Raw genomic sequence first — 13,729 nt, 5'->3', positions numbered from 1 at the left:
CGAATTCGCCGACAGCCGTGTCCGGCCTCGTTGGCCGGGGCACGGCTGCCGGTTCGAGCGGCCCCGGTTGGAGCCGATGCACTCCGCGCGAAGCGGAGAGCCATGCGGTCAGTAGCGGTACCGGTCGTAGCGCCGCCGCTCGTCGTACCGGGAGCGGCCATAATGGCCGCCGAACTCGTGCTTGCGCCGCCAGCCGTGAGCCGGTGCCCAGGGCGGCGGGCCGCCATGATGGAAGCCGCGTCCGCCGCGTGCCCAGGGCGGGTCGGCCATGGCGGCCGAGGTGGTGCCGAGGATGCCGCCGGCAAACGCCAGGACGGAGAGAAGGGTCAGAGTCGGTTTGCGCAGCATCGGGCCTCCTGCGGTCGGATCGGATAAAATCGGTTCGGTCTCACTGGCCGGTCGTCGAGCCGGTGGTGGTCGTGGATTTGACGGGCTTCGAGCCGGGCTCGTGCGACATGGTCTTGGTGCGCGACTCGACGCTCTCTCCATCACGAACCTTGGTCTTGGTCTGCGACTTCGAGAACGTGCCGCCGTCATGGGCCATGGCCTTTGACTGGCCGTTGAGGCCACCATTGCCGGTCTCGTTCACGTGCGAGCGGTCCATGGTCTTGCCGCCGGCGGCAGCGCCGCCCGTCGCCAACGAAGAGCCCGTGCCGCCATTCGCGCCGGCCGAGGTACCGCCCGTGCCGACGGTCGAGGCGGATGTGCCGCCGGACGCCGCCGAGCCGGCGCTGCCCGCCGTCGCGCCTCCGCCCTGCGCATGCGCGAGAGCCGGGACAAGGACGAGACCGAGGGCGGCGAGCGCCGTCGTTGCCCGGATGGTCGTCTTGGTGATGCTCATGGAACCTCTCACTTCCTGCTCGGCACGGTGATCACGCAGTCGCCGTCACCGGTCGTCGTCACTGTGCTGCCGCCGCCGGTGCTCGAACTTGAGGCCGAGCTGCTGCTCGTGCCGTTGCCCGATCGTGTCGTCACCGATGGGCCTCCGGTGGTGGAACTCTTCACGCCATCGGGACCGGCCGTGACCGAACTCGACAGCGTGCCGGTGTTGTTCGCGGCGTTCTTGGCATCATCGGATTGGACGACCCGGCACGGCTTGCCATTGGGGCCGGTGGTGACGGTCGTGCTGCCCGAGACGCCGTTCGGACCTGTCTGAACGGTGCTGGTCTGAGCGCTGGTCTGGGTCTGACTCGCGGCGATGCCGGACAGAGCGAGTGCACCGCCGAGAAGCGGTAGGATCACGCGTGCCATGGTGCGTCTCTCCTCAGAAGCTAAGAGTGCCTCACAAAACTTCCGGCCTCTGACCGTTCTCGCTCTGGCGATGGCAGCGCGGCGGGCGTTTCGTGAGAGAGACCAGGACGGGCGCGGCTCGTCCGAACCGCGCCCGCGCCGTCACGCCCGTCGAGGCTCAGCGCTTGTTGTGGCCCGGAGCGTTCTCGGAGTTTCCAGGGCCGCTCTTGTCATGGCCCGGAGCGCTGCCCGACTTGCCCGCGCTGTCGGACATGCCGGACGAGGAGCCGCCCGAACCCATGGAGGAGCCGCTGCCGCTCTTGCCGGCCGAGGACCCGCCGGTGCCTACGGAGGAGCCCGAACCGCTGCCCGAACCGGTCGAGGAGCCGCCGGTCCCCACCGTCGAGGAACTGGTGCCGCCGCCTGCCGAAGAGCCGCCGGTGCCGAGCGTCGAGGACGAGCCCGAGCCGCTGCCCGAGCCGGCCGAGGAGCCGCCGGTCCCCACCGTCGAGGAACTGGTGCCGCCGCCCGCCGAGGAGCCGCCGGTGCCGGTGGTCGAGGATGACTGGGCAAGGGCAAGTGCCGCGCCGCCGATGACGAAGGTGCTGGCAAGAGCTGCAACGCGAATGTGCTTGAGCATGTATTCCTCCAGATGTTTGGGTTGTTGCGGGACCAGAAACGGAAGAGTCAGAAAGACCGTTCCAGGAAATCTGCGTCCATATCGAACAAAATGCTGCAATGAACGGCAGATTAACGCAATCCGATACTCAAAATGGCAAAACTCTCCCGTTGGGCTGTGGCCCTGGAGGCGAGCGAGGATTGCGAAAATCGGGATGCGAGGTTGTAACTTCTGGTCGGATTGTCTCTCAACGGGCTGAACTGTTGACCCGGGCGCCAGAAACGGTGCTCCTGGCCATATCGTTCCGGGTCATTTCCGGCGCTGCTGACGGCACGACCCTGCCGTTCCTGTCGCATGCTGCCCGTGGACTGGTTCAGGTGCTGCGTCCTTGTCCGGGACATCCTCCGGTCTGTCGCTTCGCAACACCGCGCCGAGGCGACTCCATGAGAGCGACCGGGCGAGAAAACCCATGTTGCCAAAGCTTTGGGCAAGCCTCCCGATTTCCAAACCGCCTCCCGTGTCCTAGCTTGCCGCGAGTTGTCCCGGCAGGATCAAGGCATGCGCATCCGGATCGTCCACGATACGGTCTACACCTACGAGCAGCCGGCTCGCGGCCTCATCCAGATCCTGAGGCTGACACCGCGCGACCATGACGGGCAGCACGTGCGCGAGTGGCGGATCGAGCCTTCCGTCAACGGGCGGCTCACCGCCCGCGAGGACGGCTTCGGCAACCTCGTCCACTGGTTCACCGCCGACGACCCCACCGACGCGCTCACCGTACGGGTGACCGGCGAGATCGAGACCTTCGAGACCAACGGCATCGTGCGCGGCGCGGTCGAGCGCCTGCCCGACCTGTTCTACCTGCGCGACACTCCGCTCACCGAGGCGAGCCCGGAACTCAAGGCCTTCGCGAAAAGGGTCGCCGGGGAGGGGGAGCGCGATCCGCTCCCGACACTCCACCGCCTTCTCGCCGCCGTGCACGACGCCGTGACCTTCGAGCCGGGCCCGACCAGCGCCAGCACCAGTGCCGCCCAGTCCTTCGAGGTGGGCAAGGGCGTGTGCCAGGATCTCACCCACATCTTCCTCGCTGTCGCCCGGCACCTGGAGATCCCGTCCCGCTACGTCTCCGGCTATTTTCGCCGGGACGACGGCGGTGATGACCAGAAGGCGGGGCATGCCTGGGCCGAATCGCTGGTGCCGGAACTCGGCTGGGTCGGCTTCGACCCCGCCAACGGCCTTTCCGCGACCGAGGCGCATGTGCGCGTCGCCATCGGACTCGACTATCTCGGCGCCGCACCGATCCGCGGCAGCCGCATGGGCGGTGGCACCGAAACCCTCGACGTGGCCCTGCGGGTCGAGCAGGTGCAATCGCAGCACCAGGCACGAGGCCAGCAGAGCCAGAGCCAATCGCAGGGCTAATACGGTCTCTGCTTGATCGAGGCGGGGACCGTATCAGCCAAGCCCGCGCGGTGCCTGAGCGGATTTGGTAAGAGCCGAGACTCGGCGCGGAGTCTCGGCCCGGAGGTTCCGCTTCGAAAAAGTTGTCTTGCGGCCCGCGCTCGGCGCGTGCGAAGCGAGCCGCCTCGTTCCGCCCGGCTCGCCGGGCCCTTCTGCCTGAGGCGGGTGCCGCCATGACCTACTGCGTCGGAGTGCTCGTCGAGGACGGGCTGGTGATGATCGCCGACACCCGCACCAATGCGGGGCTCGACAACATCTCGACCTATCGCAAGTTGCACATGTTCAACGTGCCGGGTGAGCGGGTGATGATGCTGGCCTCGGCCGGCAACCTCTCCATGACGCAGTCGGTGCTGAGCATGCTCCGCGAGGGCGTCGACGACGTCGAGGGCGAGACGCCGCCCAAGCTCGAGGACGCGGCGACCATGTTCAAGGCGGCTCAGCTCGTCGGCCGGGCGATCCGCCGGGTGCGCGAGATCGAGCAGGCCGGCTTCGAGGCCGCCAACCTGCGCATGGAGGTCTCGTTCCTGTTCGGTGGCCAGATCGGGGACGAGCCGATGCGGCTGTTCATGATCTACTCGGCGGGCAACTTCATCGAATGCAGCCGCGAGGCGCCCTTCCTCCAGATCGGTGAGCACAAGTATGGCAAGCCGATCCTCGACCGGGCGGTGACCTTCGAGACCGATCTCTACGACGCGCTGAAGGTCGGCCTCGTCTCGATGGACTCGACCATGCGCTCGAATCTCGGCGTCGGCCTGCCGATCGACATCGCCATGCAACGCCGCGGCGCCCTCGACCTCGAAGTGAGCCACCGCATCGAGGCCGGCGAGAGCTACTTCCACGATCTGCGCGAACGCTGGTCGGCGGCGCTGAGGGCGGCCCACCGTGCGATCCCGCGGCCGCCCTACGGGCCGCAGCGGTAGGCAGGGCTATCGCCGCTCGCCCAAGACCTCCTCCACGAAGGCCGGCACCGTCTCGCTCGCGCGCCCGAGCCGGGTCGCCTCGAACATCCCGGCATTGTCGGCGGCCTCCAGGTTGAGGGCGAGCGTCGGGATGCCGAAGGCGCGGGCTTGCGCCACGTAGCCCGCGGCCGGGTAGACCGCGCCGGAGGTGCCGACCGCCACGAACAGGTCGGCCTCGGCCAGCGCCTCGTCGATGGTGTCGAGATGTTTGGGCATCTCGCCGAACCACACCACGTCGGGCCGCATCCCGCCGCTGCGGCCGCAATGCGGGCAGGGCGTCTCGACGGTGAGATCGTCGTGCCAGACGGCTTCCGTGCCGCAGGCGGTGCAGCGGGCTCTCAGCAACTCGCCGTGCATGTGAACGACGTGGCGCGAGCCTTCCCGCTCGTGCAGGTCGTCGATGTTCTGCGTGCACAGGAACAGCCGACCGCCGCGCTCCGCCAGTTCCGTTTCCAGCCGGGCCAGCGCCGCGTGCGCCGGGTTCGGCGCGGCGGCAAGCGCGTCGCGGCGGCGATGATTGTAGAACTCGTGGACGAGCACCGGATCGGCGGCGAAGCCCTCAGGCGTCGCGAGGCGCATGGGATCGAAGCGCGCCCACGCGCCGTCCGTGTCGCGGAACGTGCCGAGCCCGCTCTCGGCGGAGATCCCGGCGCCGGTGAGGGCGAAGACGTTGCGGGTCATGGTATCGCTGTCATGGCATCGCTCAAGCGTCGGGCAGACGCGCGGCGAGCACCTTGTCGATGCGCCGCCCGTCCATATCGACGACTTCGATCCGCCACCCTTGCGTCTCGATCGCATCGCCCTCCGTCGGGATGCGTCCGAGCTGGACGATGAAGAAGCCGGCGAGGGTGGAAAAGTCGTCCGAGCGCGGCCGTTCCGGAAAGCCGAGGCGATCGAAGGCGTCGGTCGCCGACATCATGCCGTCGATGAGCAGCGAGCCATCCTCGCGCTCGACCACCATCCGCTCCTCGCCGGGCTCGGGGATCTCGCCGGCCATCGCCTCCAGCAGGTCGGTCTGGGTGACGATGCCCTCCAGGCTCCCGTACTCGTCCACGACGATCGCCATGCGTACGGGCTTGGTCTGGAACATCTCCAGCACTTTCAGGATCGCCAGCCCCTCGTGGACGACGATGGGCTCGCGGGTCGCTCCCTTCACGTCGAGGGGCTTGCTGTCGAGAAACTGGTCGAGCAGGTCCTGCTTGCGCAGCACGCCGACGACGTCGTCGATCTGCGCGCGGCTCACGACGAGCTGCTCGTGGCGGCACGCCCGCACCGCCTCGATGATCTCCTCCTGGGTATCGTCGAGATCGACCCAGTCCACCTCGTTGCGCGGCGTCATGATCTCGCGGATGCGCCGCTCGCCGATGGCGAGGATGCGTGCCACCGCATCCTCCTGTGCCTCGTGCAGCAATCCCGCCTCGTGGCTCGCGGTGACGAGCAGGCTGAGCTCCTTCGGGGAGGGGAGATTTCCCTCGCCCTCGCCGGGCCGCAGGCCGAGCATGCGCAGCACGCCGTTGCCGAGACCGTTGAGGAGGTGGATCGCCGGGCCGAAGATCAGCAGGAACAGGGTCAGTGGCCGGACAATCACGAGCGCCGTACGCTCGCTGCGCTGGAGCGCGAGGCTTTTCGGCGCCAGCTCACCCAGCACGATATGCAGCGTGGTGATGACGGCAAAGGCCAGGGTTACGGCCAGCGTGTGCGTGGTGACGCCGACGGCCCCGTCGGGCAGCCACTGGAACAGCGGCTCGATCAGGTGGGCCAGGGCCGGCTCGCCGACCCAGCCGAGCGCCAGCGAGGAGAGGGTGATGCCGAGCTGCGTCGCGGCGAGATGCGCGTCGAGCCGGTCGGTGGCGCGCTGAAGCGCCTTAGCATTGAGCCGCCCCTCGTTGACGAGTTCGGCGACCCGGCTGCGCCGCACGGCGACGAGGGAAAATTCCGCCGCGACAAAGAAGCCGTTGGCAAAGACGAGCGCGATGACCGCGACGAGGCCGAGCGCCGATGACCAGAGACCGTCCGAAATCGTGCCCTCCCGGGGCCAAGCCGCACTGCTGACCGCACCTGAGGCGGCACCGATGCTGAATGTCTCTCACAAAACGCCCGCTGCGCCGTCGCGCCCGGAAAGCAACCGTACGGTGATCGGGAGTTTTGTGAGGCACTCTTAGAGCCGAACCCCGTCGCGGGGGAAGAGGTTCGGGCGCATTCTCGCGTGGGCCACCTCGCCTGCGTCACGAGATTGGCGAGCGCAGCGTCATTTTCGTAAGAGCCGCCCGCCACCTTTCGGAACGATGCAGTATGGAGACAGCATCGCCCCGGCCGCGCCACACTTCGTTCCCATGCTTTCCAAGGGGCCAATCCCGGCGGCGGGGCCCGGTATCTGCGTTGTCGAGGGATGTGGCCGTGATCAAGCTGCCGAAGCTGTTTCGGCCCAAGCGCCGTGATGCCGCGACCGCTGCCCCCTTCTTCGATCCCGCCTTTTACCGCTCGGCCTATCCCGATGTGGCTGCGGGCGGGGGCGATCCGCTCCTGCACTACCTCGACCACGGCTGGCTTGAAGGCCGCGACCCATCGGCCGTGTTCTCGACCCTGTTCTACCTCGACCGCCACCTTGCCGACCGTGCGCCGATCAACCCCCTTCTCCACTACGCGGGACTCTCCGGAGCAGAGCGGCTCCGGGTCGCGACGCAGCCCGGTCCGGATTTTCCGGCGCTCCAGGCCGCCGTCGTCGAACCCTATTTCGATGCGCCGTACTACGCCCGCCTCGCCGGTCTCGAGGGGGGAGAGGACCCGCTCGCCCACTACCTGACCAAGGGCTGGCGGCGCGGGCTCGACCCCAACGACGCCTTCTCGGGCGATGCCTATCTGCAGCGCCACGCCCATATGCGGCGCCTCGGCGTCAGCCCGCTCTACCATTTCGCCGCCACGCGGCGGCTCCAGGCCTCGGAGGCCGCCACCCCGCCCGTGCGACGCGCCAAGCCGCAAGCCATGGTGCTTCCCGCCGATCCGGCCGAGGCCTCCGACGCGCAGATCTACGAGACGGTCGCGGCCGCCTTCGACCGGGAGCACTACCTCGACACCAACGCCGACATCCGCCGCTCCGGCGTCGATCCGGTCCGCCATTTCCTCGATTTCGGCGCCCGCGAGGACCGCGACCCGAGCCCCGACTTCTCGGTCCGCTTCTATCGGAAGCATTACCGGCGGGAGATCGGTGCGGGGGTCAACCCGTTCTTCCACTATCTCGCGGTGGGCCGCGCGCGCGGCTACCGGCCGACGCCCTTCGGCCTCGGCACCTGGCCCGCGCAGGTCGCGCCGACGCCCGCCGAGTGGAAGCAGGCGGAGCCCGCCGCCGACATCGCGGCGGCGCGGGCCGTCCTGATCATGCCCGTCTACAAGGGCTACGACGACACCTTGCGGGCGATCCACTCGGTGCTGAGCGCGAAGCAGGTCGCATCCTTCGCCCTCCTCGTCATCGACGATTGCAGCCCCGATCCGCGCCTGAGCGCGGCGCTCGCCGATCTCGCCGGCCGGGGTCTGTTCGCCCACCTCGTCAACGACGCGAATCTCGGCTTCGTGCGAACCTGCAACCGCGGCCTGGAACGGGCGGCGGGCAAGGATGTCGTGCTCCTCAATGCCGATATCGTCGTCTACGGCGACTGGCTCGATCGCCTGCTCTGGCACATCGACGCCGACCCCCGCGTCGCGACGGTCACGCCGTTCTCCAACAACGCCACGATCTGCAGCTATCCGCGGCCGAATATCGACAATCGGACCCGGCTCGAGATCACGCCCGCCGAGATCGACGCCTTCACCCGCGCCTGCAACGCCCGCACGAGTTCGCCGGTGCCGACGGGCGTGGGCTTCTGCATGGCGATGCGCCGGGAGGCGATCGCGGCGGTGGGTCTCCTCGACGCCGAAACCTTCGGGCGCGGCTACGGCGAGGAGAACGACTTCTGCATGCGAGCCCTCAAGGCGGGCTTCATCAACCTGCTGGCGCACGACGTCTTTGTGTTCCACTCCGGCAGCGTCTCCTTCGGCGCGCTGCTCGCGACCAAGGGCGCGGACATCTTCCGTACGCTCCTGATCAAGCATCCCGACTATCAGCGCCGGATCCACAACCACATCAAGGTCGATCCCGCCCGCTTCGCCCGGCGCCGACTCGACCTTTACCGCTTCGCCAAGCGCGCCACGGGCAGCGTAGAGCGTGGTCTCGCCCTGATCGTGACCCACGATCTCGGCGGCGGCGTCGAGACCCATATCGAGGCGCTGGGTCTCCGGCTTGCCGAGGCCGGACTCGCCGTCGTCTACCTGCGCACCGACGAGCCCGGCGGGTTCAAGCTCGGGTTGCCCGGAGGGAGCGGGATCGATTTCCCCGTCTCCATCCTCGACCCGCTTTCCCTCGACCGGGACGCGGATCTCCTCGCTGAGCTGATCGGTTGGCTCGGCCCGTCGATGGTGCATGTCCACTCGCTGGCGGGGCTCGATGCGCCCTCGACCCGTGCGGCGATGCGGCTGATCGAGGAGGCAGGCATCGGCTACGCCGTCACGCTGCACGACTACGCCACCGTCTGCCATCGCAACAATCTCGTTCGGCCCGATGGGGTCTATTGCGGGCTGGCGGAGCCTGCCGCCTGCCGCGCCTGCATCCGTCTCGACCGCGACGCCGACCGGATCGCTCTGCCCGATCCCGCCGAGCGGCGGCGGGCCTGGGCCGGATTCCTCGGCCGCGCCGGAACGGTGTTCGCCCCATCCGCCGATCTCGCCGATCGGATCGGTCCCGCGCTGCATCTCGACGGCATCGTGCTGCGCCCGCACGAGGAGACGCTGACCGGCGTCGAGTTCAAGTCGCGCCAGCGCCGGGAGGGTCCGCTGCGGGTCGCGGTGATCGGTTCGATCGGCCCGCAGAAGGGCTTCGACGTGATCCACAACATCGCCCTTGATGCTCAGCTCAGGCAACTCCCGCTTGAGATCACGATCATCGGCCGTTCCGCCGATCCGCGGGCCATGGAGGCCGTAGGCGTGCGCGAGACCGGCCCTTACCGCGGTGACGACGCAGCGCTAACGGACATTGCCCGCCTCAATCCAGATTTGGTGCTGGTTCCGTCAATTTCGCCAGAGACCTACTGCTACACGCTCTCCCTCGCGCTGGCGGCGGGCGTGCCGCCGGTGGTGTTCGATCTCGGCGCCCAGGCCGAGCGGTTGAGCGAGAGCGGGCAGGGCCATCGTCTTGATCCAGCTCTCGCCGACGATCCGCAGCGGCTGAACGCGGCGCTGCTCGCGCTGCCGATCGACGCGCTCTGGGCCGCCCGCAAGCCGTTTCGGCCGACCGTCTATCCGCGGATTCTGGAAGACTATTACGGGTTACCCGAAGGCACCCATTCCGCGGCTCCCTCGAACAGATCCGGCACGGGCGTTGGGAGAGGGGGGGCGCGGGGCGAGCGATGCCGAGCGTGATCCCCCCACATGTCATAGACGGGGCTGCGGCCGGGCGGCTACAACGGTCAAGCTAGGCGAGTCGCGCGCGGCCTCGCCTGGCGTTCGTTGCAAGCCAAGGGGAAGCCCATGACCACGCAGAACCTCACCGTCACCGCCCGCGAGCGCGACACGCTTCTGGCGGCGTTGCGCTACTACCAGTTCTACCGGATGCAGGGTCATCCGTTCGACCCCCGGAAGGACGACCTGATCGACACCATCGCCGCCAGCAGCGGCGAGGCCCTCGACGTGACAGAGATCGATGATCTCTGCGCAGGCCTTAACGGCAACCGCCACGCCCTGGCGAGTGTGGCGGCCTGAACAGCGTCCGCAACGCCCGACGCGACTGGATAAGCTTCAGGCGATTAGGGTGTTGAGGAGAGCGGCCGCTCCGAGGCCGAGCAGGAACGCCGCCGCGAGCAGAGTTGTATCGGCGGCGGTCATCGGGAGGTTTCGCCCGTCGAGATGCCGACCAGAAGCGGCCGGCGGGTGACCACGATCTGTCCCGGAATCGGCGCTCCATCGTCGATCCGGGCGCTCACCGGAACTGCGCCGCCGGCCTGTGGCAGGCGCTGCGTGAAGGTTTTTGCCGAACCCGCGGGGCTTGGTACGGCCTCGACGAGCGACGGGGCCAGCAGGGCATAGGCCGCCATCACCGTTCCGGCCGCCGCGATCTTGATCAGGTCCCGCATGATGTCCGCCCCTCGTTCGGAGCCCTTCCGGCTCTCGTGTGGAGCCGTTCTACGGACGCCGGGTTGCCAGCGGATTTCCTCGTACGGTTACCGGATTGCGTCGGCCGACAGCCGAAGAAACATCCGAAACCGAGAGCATCTCCGGGCACCCATTCACGAGACTAGCGGGATGCCTCTCGGGCCGATGAGCGGAATCGCACACGGTGCCACAGGCCGGTTCCGACACGGCGATGGCCGTTATGCTGTGTCCTCGGGGACGGCGTTGCCGAAGTCCTCCGGACGATCGACGGTCTGGCCATCGACCGAGAGGATCACGTCCCAGCGCCTGAAGCCCGCTTCCTCGGCGGGGCTCTTGGCCTGCATGCTCGCCACCAGCACGCCGGTCAAGCCCGACGCTCTGAGGCCATCGAGGCCGCAGGCGCCGAGCTACGCTACCTCCCACCCTACTCGCCGCGCTTCAATCCGATCGAACACGCCTTCGCCGATCGGCTCATTTGCCGGCTGAAGCGCCGGCACGATCCAATACGCCATCTGCTCGAACGTTTTGGTTAGCGCACCTCTCCTCCCCCTTGTGGATAGGAGGCAGGAGGTGGGGGTTGGTTCAGAACGGGGCGGTGTGGGCCTTCTGCACCAACCCCCACCCCGAACCCTTCCCCGCGAGGGGGAGGGGCAAGCGATGCCCCGACCGAAGCGATCAACCGGAAACCGTATAACTCAGCCAGAGGCTTACCCGCCGAACACCGAGGTGAGCACCTCGCCGCCGCGTTTGATCGCGACCTCCCACAGGCCGAGATTGCGCTGCGTCAGCCGATCCAGATCCTTGGTCGATGCGATTGGCATGCCGTTGACCGCCACGATCACATCGCCCTTGCGGAAGCCCGCCCGGCCCGCGAGCGAACCGTCATCGACGGCGGTCACCGCCACGCCTTCCTCCGGCAGGTCCGCTTGAAGCTCCTCGCTCACCGCGGGCGAGGTGTTGACGAAGGTCGCGCCCGCGAACGGCGTGCGGGTGCGAATTTTGAGGCTGTCGCGGGGGCGCGTCTCAGGCGCGGGGCCGAGCTTGACCTGGATCGTCTGGCGCTTGGTGCCGCGCAGGATGCCGAGATCGGCCGCGCCTGAGATACCCTTGAGGGCGTAGCGGTAGCCGAAGGCTTCCGGATCATCGACGGTCTGGCCATCGACCGAGAGGATCACGTCGCCGCGCTTGAGGCCCGCCTCCTCGGCGGGGCTCTTGGCCTGCATGCTCGCCACCAGCACGCCGGTCGGCCGGTCGAGCCCGACGCTCTCGGCGATGTCGGGCGTCACCGTCTGCACCCGGGCGCCGAGCCAGGGCCGGCGCACGAGGCTGCCGCCGCTCTTGGCGGTCTCGACCACCGCGCGGACCATGCTGGCGGGAATGGCGAAGCCGATGCCGTGGCTGCCGCCGGATTGCGAGTAGATCGCGGTGTTGATGCCGACGAGGTGCCCCTTGAGGTCCACCAGCGCACCGCCGGAATTGCCCGGATTGATCGCTGCGTCGGTCTGGATGAAGAACTGGTAGTCCGATGACCCGACCTGCGTACGGGCGAGCGCCGAGACGATGCCCTGCGTCACGGTCTGCCCGACGCCGAAGGGGTTGCCGATCGCCATCACGAAGTCGCCGACCTCCAGATGGTCGGAATCGCCGATCGGCATCGGCGCGATATCGGCCGGGCTCTTGATCTTGAGGACGGCAAGATCGGTGCGGGGATCGCGCAGCACGAACTGCGCCTCGAACTCGCGCTTGTCGGCGAGCGCCACCTTCACCTCGTTCATGTTCTCGATGACGTGGTTGTTGGTGATGACGAGGCCCGAGGCATCAACGATCACGCCCGAGCCGAGGGAGCGCTGCGCCCGCTCGCCGGGCATGCCGCCGGGGCCGCGGCCCGGCTGGTCCTCGCCGAAGAAGCGTCGCATGAACTCCTCCATGGCGTTGGAGCGCGCGGAACGCTTCTCGACATGCGAGGCGTAGACGTTGACGACGGAGGGCGCCGCCCGCTTCACCACCGGGGCGAAGGAGAGCTGGATCTCGCCCTTCGACAGAGGCACCGCCTTGTCCGAGGATTTATCCGTTGCCGGCTTCTCCGGCGCGGACTTTGCGGGCGTATTCGCCATCTGCGCGCCGACGGGTGCGGCGGCAAGGAGCAGCGCGGATACGAGACAGGCCGGCAGAAGCGGCGAGGAAGGCATGCGGGGTCTCCCGGAGGTCGCTGGAGCGGTGCGGGCTATGTAGACCCCGCGGCGGCAGGGGGCGAGGGGCGGAAGCGCGCCTGTGTCACCCGCGTCACTCAACCAAGAGGTCGACTAAGAAGGCAGTTCGGCAGCGCCGATATGCCGGACGTGAAAAGGGGCAGCCGCCCATCAGACGACTGCCCCCCAAATCGTTCTCGGTAATGAGCGTCGGCCTCAGTGCCGGCGGGCGGTGTCGCCGAAGCGGTTGGCGCTGCGCACGATCTCGCTGAAGCAGGTCAGCGAGGCGTCCGCGGCGCGCTGCATCTCCGTGACCTGAAGCCGGATCGCCTCCGCCGGAGACTTGGCGCGGGCGAGGGCCTGTATATGAGCGATGGCCGCTTCACCCTCGCCCCGGGCAAAGGCGAACAGCCGCGCGTTGATTTCGGTGAGGGGCGCAATTGTGGGCACGAAGGCAAAGCTCGCGCCGATATGGACGCTGTGCGGCTTCGGCTGAAGGTTATCGGACGGCTTGGTCTCGGCGAGGCCCGGCAGCAGCGCGGTCTCGGCCAGTGTCCGTGCGAGCGTCTCGTCCGTCGCCTCGGCCGCCGTCTCCACGGTTTCGGCCGTCTCCGACACGATCTGCTCCGGAGCGGGCGGCGCAAGCGACGCCTCCTCCGCCACGGCCGCAACAGCCCCCAGGGCCTCTTGCGCCGGGCGCTCGACCGACAGGTCGCCCTCGGCGGCCTGCGTCTCGGCCGGGGCAGGATCGGCGGAGGGTTCGGAGGTTTTCGCGGCAACCTCCAAGGCCGGCTGCTCTACGGCGGCCTCTACGGCCGGGACTTCCATCGCGTCCGTTTCAGGCCCCTGTTCGGGTTCCTGTTCGACGGCTTGGCCCTTGTCGGCCGAGGCCTCGGCCAGCAGCGCGTCGGCAACCTCGGATTGAGGCGCAGTCAGTGTCGGCGGCTTGGAATTGGCGGGCGCTCCGGGTGAGCGTCCTCTGCGGCGGCTCGACGACATGGGCCTTCTCCTCGTTCGAAACCCTCGACCTCAGCACGATTCCGGGCAGGACCGGAGCGCTGCGGCGGAGCATAGCGTCGGAGCATGGGGGTGCCGAG

At 68.3% G+C, this 13,729-nt stretch carries 13 protein-coding genes and 2 pseudogenes; 5 read left to right on the top strand and 10 right to left on the bottom strand.

The window, feature by feature from the left end:
* Positions 1-108: 108 nt before the first annotated feature.
* The 4 genes from FHU13_RS19935 to FHU13_RS19920 all read right to left on the bottom strand — a co-directional run bounded on the left by FHU13_RS19935 (position 109) and on the right by FHU13_RS19920 (position 1,870).
* Positions 109-348: a hypothetical protein gene (locus FHU13_RS19935; RefSeq protein WP_183437594.1), complete on the bottom strand. Its 240-nt coding sequence runs from the start codon at positions 346-348 to the stop codon at positions 109-111.
* Positions 349-388: 40 nt separating this feature from the next.
* Positions 389-841 carry a hypothetical protein gene (locus FHU13_RS19930; protein ID WP_183437593.1) on the bottom strand — a complete coding sequence of 151 codons (453 nt, stop codon included), beginning with the start codon at positions 839-841 and terminating at the stop codon, positions 389-391.
* An 8-nt stretch (positions 842-849) separates the two neighbouring features.
* A complete protein-coding gene (locus FHU13_RS19925) occupies positions 850-1,251 on the bottom strand; it encodes a glycosyl hydrolase (protein WP_183437592.1) in 402 nt (133 codons plus the stop codon).
* 157 nt (positions 1,252-1,408) lie between these two features.
* Positions 1,409-1,870: a hypothetical protein gene (locus tag FHU13_RS19920; RefSeq protein WP_183437591.1), complete on the bottom strand. Its 462-nt coding sequence runs from the start codon at positions 1,868-1,870 to the stop codon at positions 1,409-1,411.
* Positions 1,871-2,407: 537 nt separating this feature from the next.
* Between FHU13_RS19920 and FHU13_RS19915 the strand changes: the two genes are divergently transcribed.
* Together FHU13_RS19915 and FHU13_RS19910 are read left to right on the top strand one after the other, a co-directional pair.
* Entirely contained in the window at positions 2,408-3,268 is an 861-nt protein-coding gene (locus FHU13_RS19915; RefSeq protein WP_183437590.1) for a transglutaminase N-terminal domain-containing protein, read from the top strand.
* A 212-nt stretch (positions 3,269-3,480) separates the two neighbouring features.
* Positions 3,481-4,227, top strand: coding sequence for a peptidase (locus FHU13_RS19910; RefSeq protein ID WP_183437589.1), 747 nt, complete (start codon positions 3,481-3,483; stop codon positions 4,225-4,227).
* 6 nt (positions 4,228-4,233) lie between these two features.
* On the opposite strand, the gene FHU13_RS19905 is transcribed toward FHU13_RS19910, so the two are convergent.
* The gene (locus tag FHU13_RS19905; protein WP_183437588.1) at positions 4,234-4,947 is read right to left on the bottom strand and encodes an SIR2 family NAD-dependent protein deacylase; all 714 of its coding nucleotides are present in this window, start codon (positions 4,945-4,947) and stop codon (positions 4,234-4,236) included.
* A 22-nt stretch (positions 4,948-4,969) separates the two neighbouring features.
* Positions 4,970-6,241, bottom strand: coding sequence for a hemolysin family protein (locus FHU13_RS19900; RefSeq protein WP_312889623.1), 1,272 nt, complete (start codon positions 6,239-6,241; stop codon positions 4,970-4,972).
* 422 nt (positions 6,242-6,663) lie between these two features.
* Between FHU13_RS19900 and FHU13_RS19895 the strand changes: the two genes are divergently transcribed.
* Both FHU13_RS19895 and FHU13_RS19890 read left to right on the top strand, forming a co-directional pair.
* Positions 6,664-9,714 (top strand): glycosyltransferase, encoded by a 3,051-nt coding sequence (locus FHU13_RS19895; protein ID WP_183437587.1) that lies wholly within the window; start codon positions 6,664-6,666, stop codon positions 9,712-9,714.
* 108 nt (positions 9,715-9,822) lie between these two features.
* Positions 9,823-10,053, top strand: a complete 231-nt coding sequence (locus FHU13_RS19890; protein WP_183437586.1) for a hypothetical protein — start codon at positions 9,823-9,825, stop codon at positions 10,051-10,053.
* A 119-nt stretch (positions 10,054-10,172) separates the two neighbouring features.
* Here the strand turns inward: FHU13_RS19890 and FHU13_RS19885 are convergent, their stop codons facing one another.
* Together FHU13_RS19885 and FHU13_RS19880 are read right to left on the bottom strand one after the other, a co-directional pair.
* Complete coding sequence (locus tag FHU13_RS19885) at positions 10,173-10,424, bottom strand: hypothetical protein (protein ID WP_183437585.1); 252 nt, start codon at positions 10,422-10,424, stop codon at positions 10,173-10,175.
* 264 nt (positions 10,425-10,688) lie between these two features.
* Positions 10,689-10,808 (bottom strand): annotated as a pseudogene (locus FHU13_RS19880) (PDZ domain-containing protein); the annotation flags it as partial.
* A 15-nt stretch (positions 10,809-10,823) separates the two neighbouring features.
* On the opposite strand from FHU13_RS19880, the pseudogene FHU13_RS19875 reads away from it, so the two are divergent.
* Positions 10,824-10,907: pseudogene (locus tag FHU13_RS19875) on the top strand (transposase); the annotation flags it as partial.
* A gap of 243 nt (positions 10,908-11,150) precedes the next feature.
* On the opposite strand, the gene FHU13_RS19870 reads toward FHU13_RS19875, so the two are convergent.
* On the bottom strand, positions 11,151-12,632 hold the full coding sequence (locus tag FHU13_RS19870) for a DegQ family serine endoprotease (protein ID WP_183437583.1): 1,482 nt from the start codon (positions 12,630-12,632) through the stop codon (positions 11,151-11,153).
* A 216-nt stretch (positions 12,633-12,848) separates the two neighbouring features.
* Positions 12,849-13,631, bottom strand: a complete 783-nt coding sequence (locus tag FHU13_RS19865; RefSeq protein ID WP_183437582.1) for a phasin family protein — start codon at positions 13,629-13,631, stop codon at positions 12,849-12,851.
* Positions 13,632-13,729: the final 98 nt, after the last annotated feature.

This window comes from Methylobacterium sp. R2-1 (genome assembly GCF_014191355.1).
Lineage (GTDB): Bacteria > Pseudomonadota > Alphaproteobacteria > Rhizobiales > Beijerinckiaceae > Methylobacterium.
This window is presented reverse-complemented; position numbering and strand designations above follow the sequence as displayed.

Bases quoted from the DNA above. Each gene is read 5' to 3' on its own strand.
- FHU13_RS19935 (WP_183437594.1), bottom strand. From the start codon at position 348: ATGCTGCGCAAACCGACTCTGACCCTTCTCTCCGTCCTGGCGTTTGCC.
- FHU13_RS19930 (WP_183437593.1), bottom strand. From the start codon at position 841: ATGAGCATCACCAAGACGACCATCCGGGCAACGACGGCGCTCGCCGCC.
- FHU13_RS19925 (WP_183437592.1), bottom strand. From the start codon at position 1,251: ATGGCACGCGTGATCCTACCGCTTCTCGGCGGTGCACTCGCTCTGTCC.
- FHU13_RS19920 (WP_183437591.1), bottom strand. From the start codon at position 1,870: ATGCTCAAGCACATTCGCGTTGCAGCTCTTGCCAGCACCTTCGTCATC.
- FHU13_RS19915 (WP_183437590.1), top strand. From the start codon at position 2,408: ATGCGCATCCGGATCGTCCACGATACGGTCTACACCTACGAGCAGCCG.
- FHU13_RS19910 (WP_183437589.1), top strand. From the start codon at position 3,481: ATGACCTACTGCGTCGGAGTGCTCGTCGAGGACGGGCTGGTGATGATC.
- FHU13_RS19905 (WP_183437588.1), bottom strand. From the start codon at position 4,947: ATGACCCGCAACGTCTTCGCCCTCACCGGCGCCGGGATCTCCGCCGAG.
- FHU13_RS19890 (WP_183437586.1), top strand. From the start codon at position 9,823: ATGACCACGCAGAACCTCACCGTCACCGCCCGCGAGCGCGACACGCTT.
- FHU13_RS19885 (WP_183437585.1), bottom strand. From the start codon at position 10,424: ATGCGGGACCTGATCAAGATCGCGGCGGCCGGAACGGTGATGGCGGCC.
- FHU13_RS19870 (WP_183437583.1), bottom strand. From the start codon at position 12,632: ATGCCTTCCTCGCCGCTTCTGCCGGCCTGTCTCGTATCCGCGCTGCTC.
- FHU13_RS19865 (WP_183437582.1), bottom strand. From the start codon at position 13,631: ATGTCGTCGAGCCGCCGCAGAGGACGCTCACCCGGAGCGCCCGCCAAT.